Annotated in this window: 14 protein-coding genes; 5 read left to right on the top strand and 9 right to left on the bottom strand. The window is 70.4% G+C overall.

Features of this window, described 5'->3' with window-relative positions; genetic code table 11:
* Window positions 1-8 precede the first annotated feature (8 nt).
* The 5 genes from ABFX55_RS15555 to ABFX55_RS15535 all read right to left on the bottom strand — a co-directional run bounded on the left by ABFX55_RS15555 (window position 9) and on the right by ABFX55_RS15535 (window position 5,678).
* Entirely contained in the window at window positions 9-827 is an 819-nt protein-coding gene (locus tag ABFX55_RS15555) for a carbohydrate ABC transporter permease (protein ID WP_183659682.1), read from the bottom strand.
* The gene (locus tag ABFX55_RS15550; RefSeq protein WP_346121601.1) at window positions 824-1,735 is read right to left on the bottom strand and encodes a carbohydrate ABC transporter permease; all 912 of its coding nucleotides are present in this window, start codon (window positions 1,733-1,735) and stop codon (window positions 824-826) included. Before ABFX55_RS15550 ends, ABFX55_RS15555 begins: the two co-directional genes overlap by 4 nt.
* Window positions 1,732-2,814, bottom strand: coding sequence for a LacI family DNA-binding transcriptional regulator (locus ABFX55_RS15545; protein ID WP_346121599.1), 1,083 nt, complete (start codon window positions 2,812-2,814; stop codon window positions 1,732-1,734). Before ABFX55_RS15545 ends, ABFX55_RS15550 begins: the two co-directional genes overlap by 4 nt.
* A gap of 528 nt (window positions 2,815-3,342) precedes the next feature.
* On the bottom strand, window positions 3,343-4,347 hold the full coding sequence (locus ABFX55_RS15540; protein WP_346121597.1) for a phosphotransferase enzyme family protein: 1,005 nt from the start codon (window positions 4,345-4,347) through the stop codon (window positions 3,343-3,345).
* A gap of 146 nt (window positions 4,348-4,493) precedes the next feature.
* Window positions 4,494-5,678, bottom strand: coding sequence for an MFS transporter (locus tag ABFX55_RS15535; protein WP_346121595.1), 1,185 nt, complete (start codon window positions 5,676-5,678; stop codon window positions 4,494-4,496).
* A 23-nt stretch (window positions 5,679-5,701) separates the two neighbouring features.
* Here ABFX55_RS15535 and ABFX55_RS15530 point away from each other — a divergent pair, with 23 nt between their 5' ends.
* The 3 genes from ABFX55_RS15530 to mihF all read left to right on the top strand — a co-directional run bounded on the left by ABFX55_RS15530 (window position 5,702) and on the right by mihF (window position 7,750).
* A complete protein-coding gene (locus ABFX55_RS15530) occupies window positions 5,702-6,862 on the top strand; it encodes an ROK family protein (protein WP_346121593.1) in 1,161 nt (386 codons plus the stop codon).
* Window positions 6,863-6,916: 54 nt separating this feature from the next.
* A complete protein-coding gene (locus ABFX55_RS15525) occupies window positions 6,917-7,339 on the top strand; it encodes a GlcG/HbpS family heme-binding protein (protein WP_183659677.1) in 423 nt (140 codons plus the stop codon).
* Window positions 7,340-7,441: 102 nt separating this feature from the next.
* Entirely contained in the window at window positions 7,442-7,750 is a 309-nt protein-coding gene (mihF, locus tag ABFX55_RS15520; RefSeq protein WP_183659676.1) for an integration host factor, actinobacterial type, read from the top strand.
* A 46-nt stretch (window positions 7,751-7,796) separates the two neighbouring features.
* On the opposite strand, the gene ABFX55_RS15515 is transcribed toward mihF, so the two are convergent.
* Entirely contained in the window at window positions 7,797-8,444 is a 648-nt protein-coding gene (locus ABFX55_RS15515) for a response regulator (protein WP_192776022.1), read from the bottom strand.
* Window positions 8,435-9,682, bottom strand: coding sequence for a sensor histidine kinase (locus tag ABFX55_RS15510; protein WP_346121591.1), 1,248 nt, complete (start codon window positions 9,680-9,682; stop codon window positions 8,435-8,437). The genes ABFX55_RS15515 and ABFX55_RS15510 overlap by 10 nt, the downstream gene beginning before the upstream one ends.
* 180 nt (window positions 9,683-9,862) lie before the next feature.
* Here ABFX55_RS15510 and ABFX55_RS15505 point away from each other — a divergent pair, with 180 nt between their 5' ends.
* Complete coding sequence (locus ABFX55_RS15505) at window positions 9,863-11,104, top strand: acyltransferase family protein (protein WP_346121589.1); 1,242 nt, start codon at window positions 9,863-9,865, stop codon at window positions 11,102-11,104.
* On the opposite strand, the gene ABFX55_RS15500 is transcribed toward ABFX55_RS15505, so the two are convergent.
* Complete coding sequence (locus ABFX55_RS15500) at window positions 11,014-12,048, bottom strand: DUF4344 domain-containing metallopeptidase (protein WP_346121587.1); 1,035 nt, start codon at window positions 12,046-12,048, stop codon at window positions 11,014-11,016. The genes ABFX55_RS15505 and ABFX55_RS15500 overlap by 91 nt on opposite strands.
* A 91-nt stretch (window positions 12,049-12,139) precedes the next feature.
* Between ABFX55_RS15500 and ABFX55_RS15495 the strand changes: the two genes are divergently transcribed.
* Window positions 12,140-14,644, top strand: coding sequence for a DEAD/DEAH box helicase (locus ABFX55_RS15495; RefSeq protein ID WP_346121585.1), 2,505 nt, complete (start codon window positions 12,140-12,142; stop codon window positions 14,642-14,644).
* Here ABFX55_RS15495 and ABFX55_RS15490 read toward each other — a convergent pair.
* The gene (locus ABFX55_RS15490; protein ID WP_346121583.1) at window positions 14,622-17,474 is read right to left on the bottom strand and encodes an ATP-binding protein; all 2,853 of its coding nucleotides are present in this window, start codon (window positions 17,472-17,474) and stop codon (window positions 14,622-14,624) included. The two genes, ABFX55_RS15495 and ABFX55_RS15490, sit on opposite strands and share 23 nt — an antisense overlap.
* Window positions 17,475-18,221 lie beyond the last annotated feature (747 nt).

Here is an 18,221-nt window from a genome sequence, read left to right as displayed (position 1 = left end):
AGAGCCTCCTAGCCCTTGACCGCTCCGGCCATGAGGCCGGACCTCAGCCGTCGCTGGATGATTGCGAAGAAGATCAGGCTGGGGATCGTCGCCACGACCGACGCGGCGGCCAGCGGACCCAGCCTGGACACTCCCTCGGGCCCGGTGAAGCGGACCAGAGTGAGCGGCAGTGTCATCACGTCGGGGTCCTTCAGGACCACGAGCGCGAAGAGGAACTCGTTCCACGAGGAGATGAACGAGAACAACAAGGTGGCCACCACGCCGGGGGCCAGCAGCGGCGCCACCACGCTCACGATCGAGCGCACGCGTCCCGCGCCGTCGACGGAGGCGGCCTCCTCCAGCTCGGGAGGCACCGCCCGCACGTAACCCTGCAGCATCCACAGGGCGAACGGCAGCGTGAACGTCACGTGCACGATGATCAGACCGGGCAGTGTGCTCACCAGATCGAGGTTCCGCAGCACCATGAAGAGCGGGATGATGATCAGGATGAACGGGAAGACCTGGCTGACCAGCACCCACCCGACCGCGATCTTGCTGACCAGGCTGCGGTGGCGCGCGATGGCGTAGGCGGCGGGCAGGGCGACGACCACGGTGAGCACCGCGCTGCACAGCGCCACGATGAGGCTGCGCACGCCCGCGCCCACCAGGTCCTGCTCGGTGAAGGCGGCCTCGAAGTTGCTCAGGGTCGGCTCGCGCGGGATCCACGAGGGGTTCAGGTTGGCCATCTCCTGCGGCGTCTTGAACGCCGTCGAGACCAGCCAGACCAGCGGGAACACCAGGAAGATCATGTAGGCCAGCAGCGCCGCGTACTTCGGGATCTGCTTCATGACGCCTCCCTCATCTGCCGCCAGAGATAGATGCCGAGCACCGCGAGCACGACGATCATGGTCGCCACTCCGAGAGCCGCCGCGTAGCCGAAGAAGCCGTAGCGGAAGGCCTGCTCGTAGGCGAAGAGCATCGGCAGCCGCGTCTGGCCGCCGGGGCCACCCTGGGTCAGCACGTAGACGAGGCTGAACTGGTTGATGTTCCACACGAAGTCGAGCGAGGTGATGGCCACGATCACGGGGCGCAGCTGCGGCAGCGTGATGTTCCAGAACCTGCGCCAGGTGCCCGCGCCGTCGACCTCGACCGCCTCGTACAGCTCCTTGGGCACGCCCTGGAGCCCGGCCAGCAGGACCACGGTGGTCTGCGGCATGCCGCTCCAGATGCCCATCACGATGACGGCGGGCAGCGCCAGCGAGAAGTCGGCGAGCCAGTCGATGTCGGTGCCGAGCATGCTGTTGAGGATGCCCGCGTCGGGGTGGTAGACCAGGCGCCACATCAGGCCGATCACCACGGGCGGCATCGCCCACGGCACGACGGCGAGCACCCTGGCCACCCCTCTGAACCGCAGGTTCTGGTTCAGCAGGATCGCGAGGCCGAGCGAGAGCAGGAACTGCAGGCCCGTGACCGAGACCGCCCAGATCAGGCCGATCCTGAAGGAGGACCAGAAGTCGGCGTCGGACAGCAGGTCGACGAAGTTCTGCGGGCCCACGAACTCGTAGACCGCGTTGCGGCCGGCACGCGCGTCGGTGAAGGCCAGGCCGATGCCGTACAGCAGCGGGCCGACGCTGAACAGCAGGACCGGCACCAGCGCCGGGAGCATCAGCAGCAGGGTCTCGCGGCCCTGCCGCGAGCGGGGCTTGCGGCGCTTGTGCGGTGAGGTCCGCGGGGGTCTGGTCGCGACCGCCGTCATGGCGTGCCTCCCTTCGACTGGAGTGGGATGTTCACGGTTTCGCCCAACGTTTCGCCGCGGACGCCGAGGACCGCGGCTTCGCCCGCCGTGGAGGCCCTGATCACCAGCCGAGGGGCGACCGTGACCACGCGCGGCTCGCTGTCCATGTCGTTGAGCCGGTCGAGCAGCAGCTCGGCCGCGGCCTTGCCGCGCTCGGCCGAGCCGAGCGACACGCTCGTCAGCGACGGCCATGAGGCGGCGGCCAGGTCGGTGTCGTCCATGCCGACCACCGCCACGTCCTCGGGGACCCGAAGGCCCGCCGCGCGCAGCACGTCGAGCGCGCCGAGCGCGATCAGGTCGTTGGCGCACATCAGCGCGTCCACGCCGGGCGCCCGGTCAAGCAGCGCGCGAGCCGCGCGCGCTCCCTCGGCCCTGTAGAAGTCGCCCACCTCGACGATCTCCTCGTCGTACGGCAGGCCGCGCTCCTTCAGCGCCTCGCTGTAGGCGGCGGCGCGGGCCGCGCCCGGCACGGTGTCGAGCGGGCCGTTGACGAAACCGATGCGGCGGCGGCCCAGTTCGTACAGGTGGTCGATGGCCAGCCTGACGCCGGTGCGGGAGTCGGCCCTGACGTTGTCGACCCGCGTGCCCTCCGGCACCGAACCGATGATCACGACGGGCGCCCGCGCGGTCGCGATCATCTTGAGGTGCTCGTTCGTGACGCGCAGCGGGCTCATGATCAGCCCGTCGACGTAGCGCTCCCCGAGGCTGTGCAGCACGTCGATCTCGTCGGCGGCGATGGCGTCGGTGGAGTGGAGCACCAGCCGGTATCCGGCCGCCTTGAGCACCGGCTGGATCTGCCTGACCATGGCGAGGTAGACGGGGTTGCCGATGTCGGCCATGGCGAAGGCCACCTGGTGGGTACGGCGCGACTTGAGGCTCCTGGCGACGGCGTTGCGCACGTAACCGAGCTCCTCGGCGGCGGCCAGCACCTTGCGGACGGTCTCCTGCCTGGTGGGCAGGCCGTTGAGCACCCGCGAGACGGAGGCGATGGACACCCCGGCCCGCTCTGCGATCGTGTTGATCGTGGGTCCTTCGGCCAAGACAGTCCCCCCACTCAGGTGAAAACGTTTACAGCACGTTCGCTGTAAACGTTTACGGCGCTGGCCCACATGAAACATGCACGTAACGTGGCGGTCAAGTCACGATCACATAACGCCAGGTCAGAGCTCTAGCGAGGTCTCCCAGCCGGTGCCCGGCGGGAACTCGGCGCACCCGCACCCCACAACGGCATGGTCCTCGCCGTCGGCTCGGACAGCCCCATCGGGGGCACGCCCCCGAACTCCCGGCGAGAGGCTCCCTTCCCCTCGCGCTCCCCGGTCGTCATGCGTGTCTACGGTCGGATCCGCGATGCCGAACGCGTCGGCAGCCGACGATCGACTGTCGAACGAAGCGGGGGCCAGCCGTAGATCGCAGGAAGAATCCGTCAAAGACGGATCAAGTCACTCGCCGGCAGGTGGAGTGCGTTTCACTGATTCGGGAGCCCAGCGAGGTTCCAACGCGAAGAGCGCACACCAGGTGGCGCCGGCCCTGTGGAAGCGCGTCTTCCAGGGGCTCTTCGGCGTCGGCCGTCACGGGGCAGCTGTCAGGTAGCGCTCGGCGAGGTCGCAGGTGCCTCTGGTGTACCCGGCGCCCAGCTCTCTGGCGATCTCCACGCCCTGGTGCGAGCCGATCCAGGCGGTCAGCAGCAGCCGCCTGAACAGGATGAACGTCCAGATCTCCCGCTCGTCCTCCTCCGAGAACCGCTCCTCGCTGCGGTAGCCGCCCAGCCAGGAGTCGATCAGCTCGGGCACCACCGGCTCGTGCTCGATGAAGCTCAGCGCCGCCGCGAGGTCGTAGACGTGCCAGCCGAACCCGCAGTCGTCGAAGTCGATCACGCTCGGTTCGGGTCCGCCGTCGTCCAGCAGGTTGGCCAGGCGCATGTCGGCGTGGATCAGCCCGAAGCGCTCCGGTCCGTCGCCGTACCGTCCGATGCGCTCGCGCAGGCGACCTTCCAGCCGATCGAGTACGGCACGCGCCTCCGCGTCGACCCCCACGCCGTCCTGCCAGCGTCCCCAGCGCGCCTCCCTGCCGAAGGCCGCGTCCCAGCCCCAGGCGAACCGGGTGAAGCCGAGCGGCCGTCGCCACCGCCTGGCGTGCCTGTGCATGCGGGCGGTGACCGCGCCGAGCTGCTTGAAGCCGTCGACCAGGCGCTCCTCCGGCGGCTCGACGCCCGGCAGGAACTCGAACCGCACCACGTGCCGCGACCCCGCCCCCTGCGGGACGTGGACGACCCTGGCCCCGTCCCCGGCCGGGATCACCCTCGGGGTTCTGACGCCCGCCTCCCCGCGCAGCGCGGACAGCCAGGCCAGCTCCGACTCGATCGCCTCCGCCGCGTGGTAGCCGAGCCGGTGCACCCGCAGGATCGACCGCTCCCCCGTGCCGGGGTCGTCCACCAGGAACGTCGCGTTCTCCGAGACGTTGATCAGCGTGACGGTGGCCGTGGGCGACACGTCGTAGCGGGTGAGCGCCGCCCGCGCCACCTCGCCGACCTGTTCCAGGACGCCGCCTCCGGCAGAGAGATCGTGTAGCTCCACCGGCCCATTGTCCCGTGCCGGGCGACGTGACGGCGGCCCGCCGGAGTCGGATGGAGGGGCGTGCTGGACGGGGCCCGGCCACGTGCCCGCGGTGGCCTCGAGCCTGGCCTGCCGTAAAGACCGGCGGTTTGTGCAGAGGAGACAGATCAGGAGGAGACCGAGGAGACGGGGACCCGTTCGGAGGTGGCGGTGATCGCGCGGATCGCAGGGGTGCCTGCCAGGCCGACCACGGCCGCCATCACCGCGGGGATGATCAGCGCCATCGGCAGCGAGGCGCTGTCGGCCACGAACCCCAGCACCGCGGGCCCCACCAGCAGCCCCGAGTACCCGAAGGCGGTCACCACCGACAGCGCCCTGCCGACGGAGCCGCCCGCCGCCCCCACCGCGCTGAACACCACGGGCACGACGGTGGCCAGGCCGACGCCAGCGAGCGCCCACCCGATCCAGGCCCCGACGATGTTCGGCACGAGGAGCACCAGCAGGTAGCCCACCGTCGCGAACCCGCCCGCCAGCTGGATCGTCCTGACGGCTCCGAGGCGCGCCCTGATCGGGTCTCCGAGCAGCCTGATCGAGGTCATCGCCACGGCGAAGACCGTGTACGCCAGGGGCGCCGCCGCGGGATCGGCGTCGAGCACCCACCGCGCGTGCAGGGCGGCCCAGTCGATCGCCGCGCCCTCGCTCAGGTGCCCCGCGAAGGCGACCACGCCGAGGAGCGCGACGAGCCCCCACTTCATCGCCCCCATGCCACCGCCGCCCGAGCCCTGCTCCGACGCGGCGGCGGGCCTTCCTGGCAGCAGCAGGCGCGCGGCGGGCAGGAACAGCAACGGGACCGTCACCGCCGCCACCACCAGCAGGACCTGCCCGTCGGCTCCCAGCCGCAGCCCGAGGGCGGTCAGCGCGCCCGCGCTCGCGCCGCCCAGGCTCCACGTGCCGTGGAAGGCCGAGATGATCGGCCTGCCGTAGGCGTGCTCCACCTCGACCGAGTGGACGTTCATCGCCACCTCGACGCAGCCGAGCCCCAGTCCGAACACGACGGCCATGACGCACAGCATCGCGTAGTTCGGCGCCAGCGCGGGGCCGAGCAGCACCACACCCGACGCGGGCCCCGCGATCCAGCACACCCTGCGGCTCGTCCACCGGTCCACGAGGGGCCCGGCCACCAGCATCGACACCAGCGCCCCGAAGGAGACGAGCAGCAGCGCGACGCCGAGCTTGGCGGGCCCGAGGTCGAGCCGCTCGTTGAGGCCCGGCAGGCCCGCGGCCCACATCCCCATGACGAAGCCGTTGAGGAAGAAGAAACCGAATACACCGATACGCGCTCTTTTGTTCACGGCTAGAGCATAAACTGTCTTCCATGGATGTGGGAGACCTGCGGGCGCTCAACAAGCTGCGACTGCTGCGCGAGGTCCACGACGGCGGCGCCAGCCGTACCCGCTCGCAGCTGACGCGTGATCTCGAACTGGCCCGCGGCACGGCCTCGGTGCTGGTGGCAGGGCTGGTCGAGGACGAACTGCTCCAGGAGAAGCCGGCAGGGGAGCACGCCAGGGGCCGCCCGACGCAGATCCCCGGCCCGCATCCGCGCGGCCCTCTCGCCCTCGCCGCCGACCTGCGCGAGGACTCCTGGACGATCGCCGCGTGCGAGCTGGGCGGTGGGTCGACCGTCCTGGCCGCCAGCGGGCACGACGGCACGCCCGCCGCGCTGAACGACCTGGGCGCGGCTCTGCGGGCGCACCTGGGGCCGCGCGTGGTCGGCGTGGGCCTGTCGGCGTCCGGTCCCGTGCGCGAGGACGGCCTGCTGGACATCTCACACCTGGGCTGGCGCGAGGTCCCCGTGGCCGAGGCGCTCGGCCTGGGCGGCGTCCCGCTGCGGATCGGCAACGACGCCAGGCTCGCGGGGCTGGCCGAGGCGCGCAGGGGCCACCTGCGAGGGGTCAGCGTGGGCCTGCACCTGCACGTCGACTTCGATCCCGGCGGCACGCTGCTGATCGGCGGCAGCCCGCTGACAGGGGCGGGCGGTACGGCGGGCGAGTTCGGCCACATGCCCCTCACCGGCGGCGACGACCCCTGCCCCTGCGGCGCGCGAGGGTGCCTGAGCCTCGCGGTGGGCCGCAACGCGCTCCTGCGCCACCTGGGCCTGCCCGCGGGGCGGGGCCGGGGCCGTCACGACGCCGAGCGCATCATCGAGGCCGCGGCCGGAGGGGAGCCCGAGGCCGTCAAGGCCGTCGAGAGCAACGCAGGAGCCCTCGGCAAGGGCATCGGCGCTCTGATCAACGCCCTTGACCCCGCGGCCGTCACGCTGTCGGGGCTCGGCGTCGCGCTGACCGGCGACACGCTCCAGCGAGCCTGCCACGACGCGCTCATGACGATGCGCAGAGATCGTCCGCCGCCGATCCTGCCCTCGGCGCTGGGCGACAGGGGCCCCCTCGTCGGGGCGATGGAGTCGGTGTTTGACGCCTTCCTGACCCGCGAGGGGGTCGAATTCTGGCGTGCGACACGCCCGAAGAACGAAATGTGACAGAAACCACGATGATCTTGCAACGGGGACACTTCGGACGATACCCATGAGTTCATGAAATTTCGGGACGCGGTGGGGTTGGAGATCGCGCTTCGCATGTGCGAGGCGGCGATCAGGCAGGCGGCCAGAGAGGGCGCTCTCGTCTCTGTCGCGGTCGTCGACGCAGGTGGGCACCTGGTGACCTTCCAGCGCATGGAAGGCGCCGAGATCGCAGGTCCAGTCCTGGCTCCCGGCAAGGCCTACACCTCGGTGGCCCACCGCATGACGACCGCCGACCTGGCCCCGCTGGCCGCTCCAGGAGGGGAGCTCTACGGCCTCGCGGGCGACCGCTTCGTGTGCTTCGGAGGTGGCATCCCCTTGTGGGCGGGCTACGGTGAGGGAGAACGCGTGGTCGGCGGTGTGGGGGTCAGCGGAGGCACCGTCGCACAGGACGTCGCGTGCGCCGAGGCGGCCGCTTCCGTCTGGCGCACCGGTTGAGCGGCGGCTTTCCGCAACACAAGCCGCTGGCATCCGCCATGATTAGCCGCGACACCACGGGTAACAAAGTCCCGAAGCATTACTCCCCGAGGAGAGATTGAGATGGCACTTCCCACTCTGACCCCGGAGCAGCGCAAGGCGGCGCTGGAGAAGGCCGCCGAGGCCCGCGCCGCCCGCACCGCCCTGCTCGCCAAGGTCAAGGCCGGCGAGCTGACCTTCGCCGACCTGCTGGAGCGCGACGACGACATCGCCAAGAAGATCAAGGTGTCGCAGGCGCTCCGCGCCGTCAAGGGCGTCGGCCCGGCCAAGGCCACCGCGCTCATGGAGGAGGCGGGCGTCGACGAGAAGCGCCGTCTCGGCGGCCTGGGCGCCCAGCAGCGCAAGAAGCTGGTGGACGCGCTCGGGGCTTGATCCCCTCGCGGCCGGTCCGCGAGGACCGGCCGCGCGCCTCAGCGCCTCAGCTTCGCAGGTAGGCGAGTACGGCCAGCACCCTTCGGTGCTGGTCACCGTCGTCGGCGTAGAGGCCGAGCTTGGAGAAGATGCTGCGGATGTGCTTCTCCACCGCGCCGTCGCTCACCACGAGCTGCCTGCCGATGGCGGGATTCGACTTCCCCTCGGCCATCAGCTCCAGCACCTCCCGTTCGCGCGGGGTCAGCTGGGCCAGCGGATCGTCCTTGCGCCTGCGCACCATGAGCTGGGCCACCACCTGCGGATCGAAGACCGTGCCGCCGGAGGCGACGCGCCGCAGCCCCTCCATGAACTCCTCGACATCGACGACCCTGTCCTTCAGCAGGTAGCCGACCGCGCCACGGGCGTCGGCCAGCAGGTCGTCGGCGTAGGAGACCTCCACGTACTGCGACAGGATCAGCACCGGCGCCCCCGGCACCCTGCCGCGCGCCGCCACGGCGGCGCGCAGGCCCTCGTCGGTGAAGGACGGCGGCATCCGCACGTCGACCACCGACACGTCCGGCTTCAACGAGGCCACGGCTTCGACGAGAGCGTCGCCGTCGCCGACCGCCGCCACCACCTCGCAGCCGAACTCCTCCAGCAGCCTGATCAGGCCTTCCCTGATCAGGACCGCGTCATCGGCCACGACTACCCGCACGGTACCTCCGCCACGATCACTGTCGGCCCGCCCATGGGTGAGTTCACGACCAGCTCGCCGTCGACCGCGCGCAGCCGGTCGGCCAGCCCGGCCAGACCGTGTCCCTTGGCGACGTGTGCGCCGCCGACCCCATCATCCCCGATCGTCAGCATGAGCACGTTCCCCGTACGGCTGAGCTGGACCGAGCAGGTGGTGGCGCGGCTGTGCTTGGCGATGTTGGTCAGCGACTCGGCCACCACGTAGTAGACCGTGTTCTCCACCGCGGCGGTGTAGCGCTCGGCGATCTGCACGTCGAGCTCGACGGGGACGGTGCAGCGGCCCGCCAGCGCGGCCAGGGCGGACGGCAGCCCGCGGTCGGCCAGGATCGGAGGGGCGATGCCGCGCGAGAGCGCGCGCAGCTCGTCGAGCGTCTCGCGGGTGGCGGCGATGGCCTCGGCGATCGTGTCGTGCGCGGCGGCGGGGTCCTTCCTCAGCTGCCGCTGGGCGCGGGAGAGCTCCATCGCGAGGGAGACCAGGCGCTGCTGGGGACCGTCGTGGATGTCGCGCTCCAGCCTGCGCAGCGCGTCGGCCTCGGCCGAGACCGCGGCGGCGCGGCCCTGGGCCAGGTCGTCGATGCGCTCCTGCAGCTCGGCCACGGTGGTCAGCAGCGCCCTGCCGAGGCCCGAGCGCAGCAGCGCGGCTCCCCTGACCATGATCGGCAGGAGCAGCAGCCCGAGCAGGCCGATCGCGAGGTAGAAGGTGGCGTTGACCAGATAGGTGTCGCCCAGGCCGAGGAGCTCGGGCAGCTCCTGGTTGCCGGGGATCTGCGAGGTGAGCGCGACCCACAGCGGAGAGGTGAAGCCGATGATCGTGATCGCCCAGAACACCACGGTCACCACGAAGGTCACGACGGCGATGGGGAAGTTGACGATCCCGTGCAGCAGGTCCAGCCACGACTGGCCGATGGTCAGCGGGTGCACGAAGCGGCGGAAGCGTCCCGCGCCCTCGGGAGCGCCCTTGTAGCGGGGCCGCACGGCGGGGCGGTTGAGCACGTCGGACAGCCAGCCGCGCTCCACGTCGGCGAAGCCTCTCGCGATGAGCAGCGTGCCGCTCAGGATCGGCACGCCGAGCCACACCACCACGGTGCCGAGCCCGGCCGCGAAACCCGCCACGAGCAGGACGAAGGCGATGACGGCCGCGGGGAAGCCGACCAGGAGGTAGCGGGTGTCCAGCAGGACACGCCTTGTCAGGGAGCGCATGGCATCACGCTACGAGTCTCGCAGGTGTGGACTCGACCCTGCGGGCAGGCCTCAGGGGGTAGGGCCAGCCCTACCATCCTCGGTAGTGCGATCTTGACGTGAAGAGGGCGGACGGCGTCACTGTGCGCGCGGCCGCGAGACGGAAGCCTTGGGACATCACCTTCCGAATCGAGGCCCCCCATGACCGTCCTGCTCGAACGACCGGCGACACCGGTCAAGACCAGGGACACCTTCATCGACGTCCTGAGGATCGCCGGGATGGCGCTGGTGGTGCTCCAGCACTGGACGATTCCCGTACTGGCCTATGACGGTGTCCGCCTGACCACGGGCAACGCGCTGTCCACGCCGGGCGTGTGGGTGATCACCTGGATCAGTCAGGTCATGCCCCTGGTCTTCTTCGCCGGCGGCGCGGCCAACGCGATCAGCTTCCGCCGCGCCCACGGCACGGCGCCCGCATGGCTGGCCGTACGGCTGAGGCGGCTGGCCTGGCCCGTGCTGCCGCTGGCGGCGGTGTGGATCCCCTTCCCTCAGGTGCTCGCCACGCTCGGGGTGCCGGAGCAGCCGCTCGAGGTGGGCTCGCGGCTGACCGGTCAGCTGCTGTGGTTCCTCGCCGTCTACCTCGTCGCCGTCACAGCGACGCCGCTGATGCTGAGGCTGCACGACAGGTACGGCCTGCTCGCACCCCTGGCCCTGGCCGGCGGCGCGGTCGTCACCGACCTGGTCAGGTTCACCTCGGGCCTCGACGCGATCGGCTACCTCAACATCCTGTTCGTCTGGCTCGCCGTCCACCAGCTCGGCTTCCTCTACGCCGACCGCCGCCTCACGCGCCCAGGGCTGCTGGCCGTGGCGGGGTTCGGCGCGGCGGCCCTCCTGGTGGCCTTCGGCCCCTACCCGGGCAGCATGATCGGCCTGCCGGGCGCCGAGATGTCGAACATGGCGCCGCCCACGCTCGCCATGCTGGCCGTCGCCCTCGGCCAGGTGGGTCTCGCCACGCTGCTGCGTCCATGGATCACCCGGCTGCGCACCGACCGGCTGGTGGCGTGGGCGGGGCCGAGGATGATGACCGTCTACCTCTGGCACATGCCGGCGCTGTTCGCGGTGACCGGCGTGGTGGTCGTGGCGCTGGGCGCCGACACCCCCTCGCCGGGGAGCGTGGGCTGGCTGCTCGGCTGGCCGGTGTGGTTCGGCGCGCTCTGCCTGGTGCTCTGGCCGCTGCTGCGCGGGTTCGCGCGCTTCGAGGAGCCGCCCGCCCTGCCGTACGGCAGAGCCACGTGGGGCACGTCGCTGGCGGCGGCGGCGCTGGTCGGCGGCGGCCTGCTGGGCCTGACCGTCTACGGCTTCGCGCCGGGGGGCGCGCCCGTCCTGTCGACGCTGGCCATCGCGGGCGGCCTGCTGCTCACCGCTCCCCGCGCCCGGCTCTGAGCCTCACTAGTGGGCCTCGCCGAGGGGGTGGAGGTGGGCGCCGCCGAGGGGGTGAGGGACGGCGGCTCCTCTCGCAGGTGCGGCCCGAGGAGGGTGGCCCAGGCCCTGGCCATCTTGGCGTACTCCTGCTCGCAGCGCATCGCCCTGTTCACCGGCAGGGAGCCGTCGGCGACCAGGGGCAGGAAGGCGTTGTGGTTCGAGCCGTACAGATAGCACATGACGTTGTAGTAACGCTGACCGCTCAGCGAGTGGTCGTCGGCGAAGTCGCTCTGTTCCAGCGGCCTCGTCTCCGTCTCCTTCGACATCCTGCCCCACGCCTCGATCGTGCTGATGATGGAGCCGTAGTCCTTGTCCTCCTCGGCCTCGGTGATGAGCACCAGCGCCGACAGCTGGTCGACGGCGTCCTCCTCCTTACCCGTGGTCGGCAGGTCGTAGAGGTCGATCAGGGCGTGCCCGAGCTCGTGGAAGTAGATGCCGTTGAGCGCGCCCACCACGTGCTCGCCGACCTGCTGCGCGGTCGGTTTCTCCTGCCCCTTCGCGGGCTTGGCGAACAGCGCCGTCAGGTAGTCGGCCAGCTCGTAGCACATGGTGATCGTCCGCTCCTCCTCGTCGTAGAAGGCGTTGACCGTGTCGCACTGCTTGGCGATCACCGGGATGTTCTGCGGCGGGACGAACCCGGCGTTGGCCGCCTCGGCCCACCCCTCGACCAGACGGTTCTCCCGCATCTTCTTCTCCGTCGGGAGCAGCGCCTTGTCCTGCGGCGTCTCGTACGAGGGGACGAACGCGAACGTGCCCGTCGCACTGGGCGTAGGCGTGGGCGTGGGCGTGGCAGGCGCGGCGGTCGTGACGGTGGGGGTGACCGGGGTCTCCCGCGTGGGCTGCGTGGTTCCACACCCGGCGAGCGCGACGGCCAGCACGACGGCCACGAGCGGTCGAGGTCTCATCACACCATGGAATCAAATCGTTACGTTGAGCTGTCCACCGGGTGTCCCTTGACAAGATCTCGTTAACCGGTTGCCCGCTGAACTTGGCAAGATGGAGAGGGTGAGCCTCATAGACCGCCTTCCCGAAGAGATCGACGCCGATCCCGATGCCATCTTCGACGCGTTCGTCGCGTGGAACTCCGAACGGGGGCTCACTCTCTACCCCGCCCAGGAGGAGGCGCTCATAGAGGTGGTCTCCGGCAACAACCTGATCCTCTCCACCCCGACGGGGTCGGGCAAGAGCCTGGTGGCGGCGGGCGCCCACTTCGCCGCGCTCACCCGCGACCAGCGCACCTTCTACACCGCGCCGATCAAGGCGCTGGTGTCGGAGAAGTTCTTCGACCTGGTGTCGCTGTTCGGCACCGAGAACGTCGGCATGATGACGGGCGACGCCAGCGTCAACCCCGGCGCCCCGATCATCTGCTGCACCGCCGAGATCCTCGCCAACGTCGCACTCCGCGACGGCGCGGCGGCCGACATCGGTCAGGTCGTCATGGACGAGTTCCACTTCTACGCCGAGCCCGACAGGGGCTGGGCGTGGCAGGTGCCGCTGCTGGAGCTGCCCAATGTGCAGTTCGTCCTGATGTCGGCCACGCTCGGCGACGTCACGATGTTCAAGGACGACCTCACCCGCCGCACCGGCAAGGAGACCTCGGTCGTCAAGCACACCGAGCGACCCGTCCCCCTCGTCTACTCCTACCGGATGACGCCTCTTCACGAGTCTCTCGAGGAGATGCTCAGCACCGGGCAGGGCCCCGTCTACGTGGTGCACTTCACCCAGGCCTCCGCCATGGAGCGGGCCCAGGCGCTCATGTCCATCAACATGTGCACCAAGGCCGAGAAGGAAGCCATCGCCGCGATGATCGGCGGCTTCCGCTTCACCACCAGGTTCGGCAAGGCCCTGTCGCGGCTGGTGCGCCACGGCATCGGCGTCCACCACGCCGGCATGCTGCCGAAGTACCGCCGCCTGGTCGAACGCCTGGCACAGGCCGGGCTGCTGAAGGTCATCTGCGGCACCGACACCCTCGGCGTCGGCGTCAACGTGCCGATCAGGACCGTGCTGTTCACCGCGCTGTCGAAGTACGACGGCAACAAGGTGCGCCGCCTGCGCGCCCGCGAGTTCCACCAGATCGCGGGCAGGGCGGGCCGCGCGGGCTTCGACACGATCGGCTACGTCGCCTGCCAGGCCCCCGAGCACGACATCGAGAACGCCAAGGCGCTCGCCAAGATCGGCGACGATCCCAAGCGCCGCCGCGGCTACGCCCGCAAGAAGCCGCCGGAGGGCTTCGTCGGCTGGAGCGAGGAGACCTTCGAGAAGCTGCAGACCGCCGAGCCTGAGCCGCTGGCCTCCCGCTTCAAGGTCAGCAACGCCATGCTGCTGGCCGTCATCAACAGGCCGGGCGACTGCTTCGCCGCGATGAGGCACCTGCTGACCGACAACCACGAGGACCGCAAGTGGCAGCGGCGGCACATCAGCCAGGCCATCGCGATCTACCGCTCGCTGCTGGCGGGCGGCGTGGTCGAGCAGCTGACCGAGCCCGACGAGCAGGGCAGGAGGGCCAGGCTCACCATCGACCTGCAGGAGGACTTCGCGCTCAACCAGGCGCTGTCCACCTTCGCCCTCGCCGCCTTCGACCTGCTCGACACCGGCTCGCCCAGCTACGCCCTCGACATGGTCTCGATCGTGGAGTCCATCCTCGACGACCCGCGCCAGGTGCTCGCCGCCCAGCTCAAGAAGGCCAGGGGTGAGGCCGTCGCGGAGATGAAGGCCGACGGCATCGAGTACGAGGAGCGGATGGAGGCGCTGCAGGAGGTCATGTACCCGATGCCGCTCGAGACGCTCCTGCTCGGCGCCTACGAGACCTACAGGCGCGGTCACCCGTGGGTGGGCGACTACACCGTCAGCCCCAAGTCGGTGGTGCGCGACATGTACGAGCGGGCGATGACCTTCACCGAGTACATCCAGGTCTACGACCTGTCGAGGTCGGAGGGGGCGGTGCTGCGCTACCTGGCCGACGCCTACCGCACGCTGAGCCGTACGATCCCCGAGCACCTGAAGACCGAGGACCTCGTCGACCTCATCGAGTGGCTCGGCGAGCTGGTGCGTCAGGTCGACTCGTCGCTGATCGACGAGTGGGAGAAGCTCAGCAACCCCGAGAGCGCGCTGGAGGAGTCGCAGGCGCTGGAGACCAAGGTCAGGCCCGTCACCGGCAACCCCCGCGCCTTCAGGGTCCTGGTCAGGAACGCGATGTTCCGCCTGGTCGAGCTGTGCGCCGTGGAGAAGGAGGCCGAGCTGGCCGAGCTCGCCCCCGATGTCGACTGGGGCGCCGCGCTCGACGCCTACTACGACGAGCACGAGGAGATCCTCACCGACGCCGACGCGCGCGGGCCTGGCCTGCTGCGCATCACGGAGGAGAAGGAGCTCTGGAAGGTGCGGCAGGTCGTCAAGGACCCCGCGGGCGACGGCGACTGGGGCATCGACGCGCAGGTCGACCTGGCCGCCTCCGACGAGGAGGGCCGCGCCGTCCTGCACGTCATGGGCCTGAACCGGCTGTGACCGAGGCCCGCCCGGGCCACCCGCCGCGCGCCGGGCCCCCGATGAGCTCGTCGATCGCGGCGACCTGGGTCCGGTTGCCCAGCCGCTGGTAGAGCGTCCTCGCCTCCTCCCATGCCTGCCGTGCCTCCGCCGTACAGCCCAGCAGCGTCCAAGCGTGGCCAAGCGCCTTCAGCGCCATCACCTCAATGTGGTGCACGCCGTGCCTGCGGAACACACCGAGGGAGAACAGCAGGCGGTCACGGGCCTTCGCGGGACGGCCCTCGGCGAGGTCGAGGGTAGCCAGGCTGCGCAGTGCCAGGGCCCGGGCGAACTCTCCCCCTGTCTCCTCGGCCAGCGCCCACGCCCTGGCCAGGTAGTCGACACCATTGGGCCGACCGGTCAGCACCCCGCTCTCCCCGATCACCAGCAGGAACAACAGCTCCTTGAACCGCACGCCCAGTCGCTGGGCCAGGTTCAGGCCCTCCAGCAGCACCGCCCTGGACTCCTCCAGCCGGCCCTGATAGTGCCGGACCATGCCCAGCGAGCGCAGCGCCATCAGCCTCAGCCGGCAGGCCCGCCGTCCGTCAGTGAGCTCCAGGACCCGCTCCAGGTGGTTCGAGGCCGTTTCCAGCTCGCCCTGCTCCCGGTAGGCGAAGCCGAGCACGGCGTGAATGAAGATCAGGCTCACACCGTGGCCGACCGACACGGCCAGGTCCCTGGCCTGGTGCAGCCGCTGCAGCCCCTCCTCGCCCAGGCCATCGGCCGTCAGTGCGGTGCCCAGCAGCACCAAGGCCTCCGCCTCCCCTTGCGGATTCCCGGCCTGGCGGAACAGCTCCAGCGCAGACTCGGCATGCCGCCGCATGACCAGCGGCTGCACGATGGGGAGGCTGGACTGGTAGGAGAGGTTGCGGGCCAGGACCGCCCGCCCGTGCACGTCGTCCGCGCAGGCGGCCATCGCCGCCGTGTGCGTGATGCGCCATTCGTCCAGCATCTCGCGCATCTCGTAGAACCCGACGCAGGCGTCGGCCAGGTTCCAGGCCAGATCGGCGTGCCCGCCCCGGCTGGCCTGCAGGATGACGGCGGAGAGGTTGACCCGCTCGCTCTGGAACCAGCGCACGGGGTCGGCGAGCATGCCCGCCATCGTGTCGCCGGGCGGCTCGTGACGCGCCGCCGGCCCGCGCAGGGGAATCAGAGTCCGGTAGGCGAGCAGCTGGTCAGCGCTCTCGGCCAGTGCGAGCCAGGCGCCATAGGCACGGATCCGCGCGGCGCGACGGGTTTCCTCCGTGTCCTCGGCCTCGGCCAGTTCCCTGGCGTACAGCCTGATCAGGTCGTGCATCCGGTAGCGCGGCCCACCGGTGGCGTCCTCGCCGGTCATCGTCACCAGCTGCGCCTCGGCCAGGATGTCGAGGAGCCGCTCGGAACGCTCCAGAGATTCTTCGAGAAGTACGGCGAGCAGCCAGCCGGCGAAGTCGCCGATATCGAGCAGGCCGAGCAGCCGGAACCCCTGCCGGGCCGGGGCGGGCAGCGACGCGTAGCTGAGGCGGAAGGTGGCGCGCACCGTCAGGTCGCCGGTGGCCAGCTGGTCCAGCCGCCGGCTCTCGTCGGCCAGCTGCCTGCCGAACCTGGCCAGGCCGAGCCGGGGGCGGACGGCGAGCCGGGCACCGGCCACCCGGACCGCCAGCGGAATGTGGCCGCAGGCTTCGACGATGCCGCACGCCGCCTCCCCCTCTGCCCGCACCCGCTGCTCGCCGACGATCCGGCCGAGCAGCTCCAGCGCTTCCTCCGGCGCGAACACATCCAGGTCGACCCGGCGCACACCGCTCAGCCCGGTCAGCCGGGAACGGCTCGTGACCACGGCCGCGCAGCTCGGCGCGCCAGGTAGGAGCGACCGCACCTGCTCCTCCTCCGCCGCGTTGTCCAGCACGACCAAGATCCGGCGGCCGGCCACCTGGCTTCGGTAGAGCGCCACCCGGTCATCGATCTCCTTGGGGATCAGCGCCCCGTCGACGCCGAGCGCGATCAGCATGCGGCTCAGCACCGCGGCGGGATTGGCCGACCCACCGTCCGCGCCGTGGAGGTCGACGTAGAGCTGGCCGTCGGGGTAGGCGTCAGCCAGCCGGTGCGCCACGTGGACGGCCAGCGTCGTCTTGCCCACCCCGCCCATCCCGGTGATCACCGCCACCGGGGTCACACCGGCCGCCTTGCACCCGCCGAGCGCCTCGAGCAACGTCTCAACCTGCGCAAGCCTCCCGGCGAAGTCCCCGATCCCAGCTGGCAACTGAGCCGGCACGGGAAGCTGCCAGGCCTCCCGGACCCGAGCGGGCTCCGCGGACTCGGCGGCCGTGAATGGCCGAGCCGGGGCTGTCGACGGGCCTACTGGGGGCGCGGTGTGAGGGGGGTCGGTGTGGAGGGCGACGTCGTGGGCGGCTCTCAGGTCCGGGCCGGGGGCGACGCCGAGGTCGACATGGAGGCGTTCACAGACGGCCCTGTAGGTCAGGAGGGCGTCCGCGCGGCGGCCGGCGGCGTGGTAGAGACGGATCAGCGTGGCCTGGATCCGTTCATCCAGCGGCAGTGCCCGGGCGGTGCACTGCGCGAACGCGAGGACGTCGGCGGCCCGGCCGACGGTAACCACCACGTCGGCGAACCGGCTCAGCGCGGCGCCGCGCTCCACTGCGAGGTCCGACCGCCACGGGTGGCAGGCCAGGGGCGTCAGCTCGGCCAGCGGCTCACCGCGCCACAGCGCCAAGGCCTGCGTGACCGTTTCGTGGTCACGGGCGTCACGGACCAGCTCGCGGAAAAGCCACAGGTCCACGCGTGACCTGTCCACGCGCAGGCTGTAGCCGTCGCCCACCCGCGGCAGGATGTTGCTGGCTGCGCGTGCCGACCGATCCGGCTCAAGAGTACGGCGCAGCCGCTTGACGTAAGTCTGGATGACGTTGGCGGCGCTGTCCGGAGCCCGGTCCCCCCCATATCGCGTCGACCAGTTTCTGGAGCCGCACCGGCCTGCCGTCCGCGAGTACCAGCAACGCCAGAACACACCGCTGCTGTGTCGGCCCCAGATCGAGCTCCGCACCATCACGCCAGGCTCGGAGCGGCCCGAGGATCTCTATTCGCAACGACATGGATGGCAGTATGCGATGAAATTTCCATCTATGTAAGTGGATCTGGCGATTTCTGGGAGATGTCGTCACGGATAGTGACGGCTTACCAGCCACCTGAATCGCCCCTGCGAACGTGCCGGCGTCGAGGACTATGAACCGCTCGGGCAGGTCCCTGTCGAGCAGGGAGGTGAAGGTCCGCAGAATGTTCGCGGTAATGCCGATGGACGACGGTTCGGGGATGTTACGAACACGCCATATGCCCTGCTCGTCGTAGTCCAGGTTGTCGGTTGCGATAGGCGCGCCGTCAGCAGGCGCTGCTGCTCGTAGGAGCGAAGCGCGCGGGAGGTGAAACCCTGTGTCGAGCGTCGATTTCACGGAATCCGCACGGGATGACCGTTTCCAGATAACCAGATGAAAGCCTGGGAAAACATGGTGGCCGTAGCTTCCTGACCGTCGCCGCAGAGGCGTGGCGACGGAGAGCGTTGAACGTCTCCCCA

The organism is Nonomuraea roseola (assembly GCF_039535395.1).
GTDB lineage: Bacteria > Actinomycetota > Actinomycetes > Streptosporangiales > Streptosporangiaceae > Nonomuraea > Nonomuraea roseola.
This window is presented reverse-complemented; position numbering and strand designations above follow the sequence as displayed.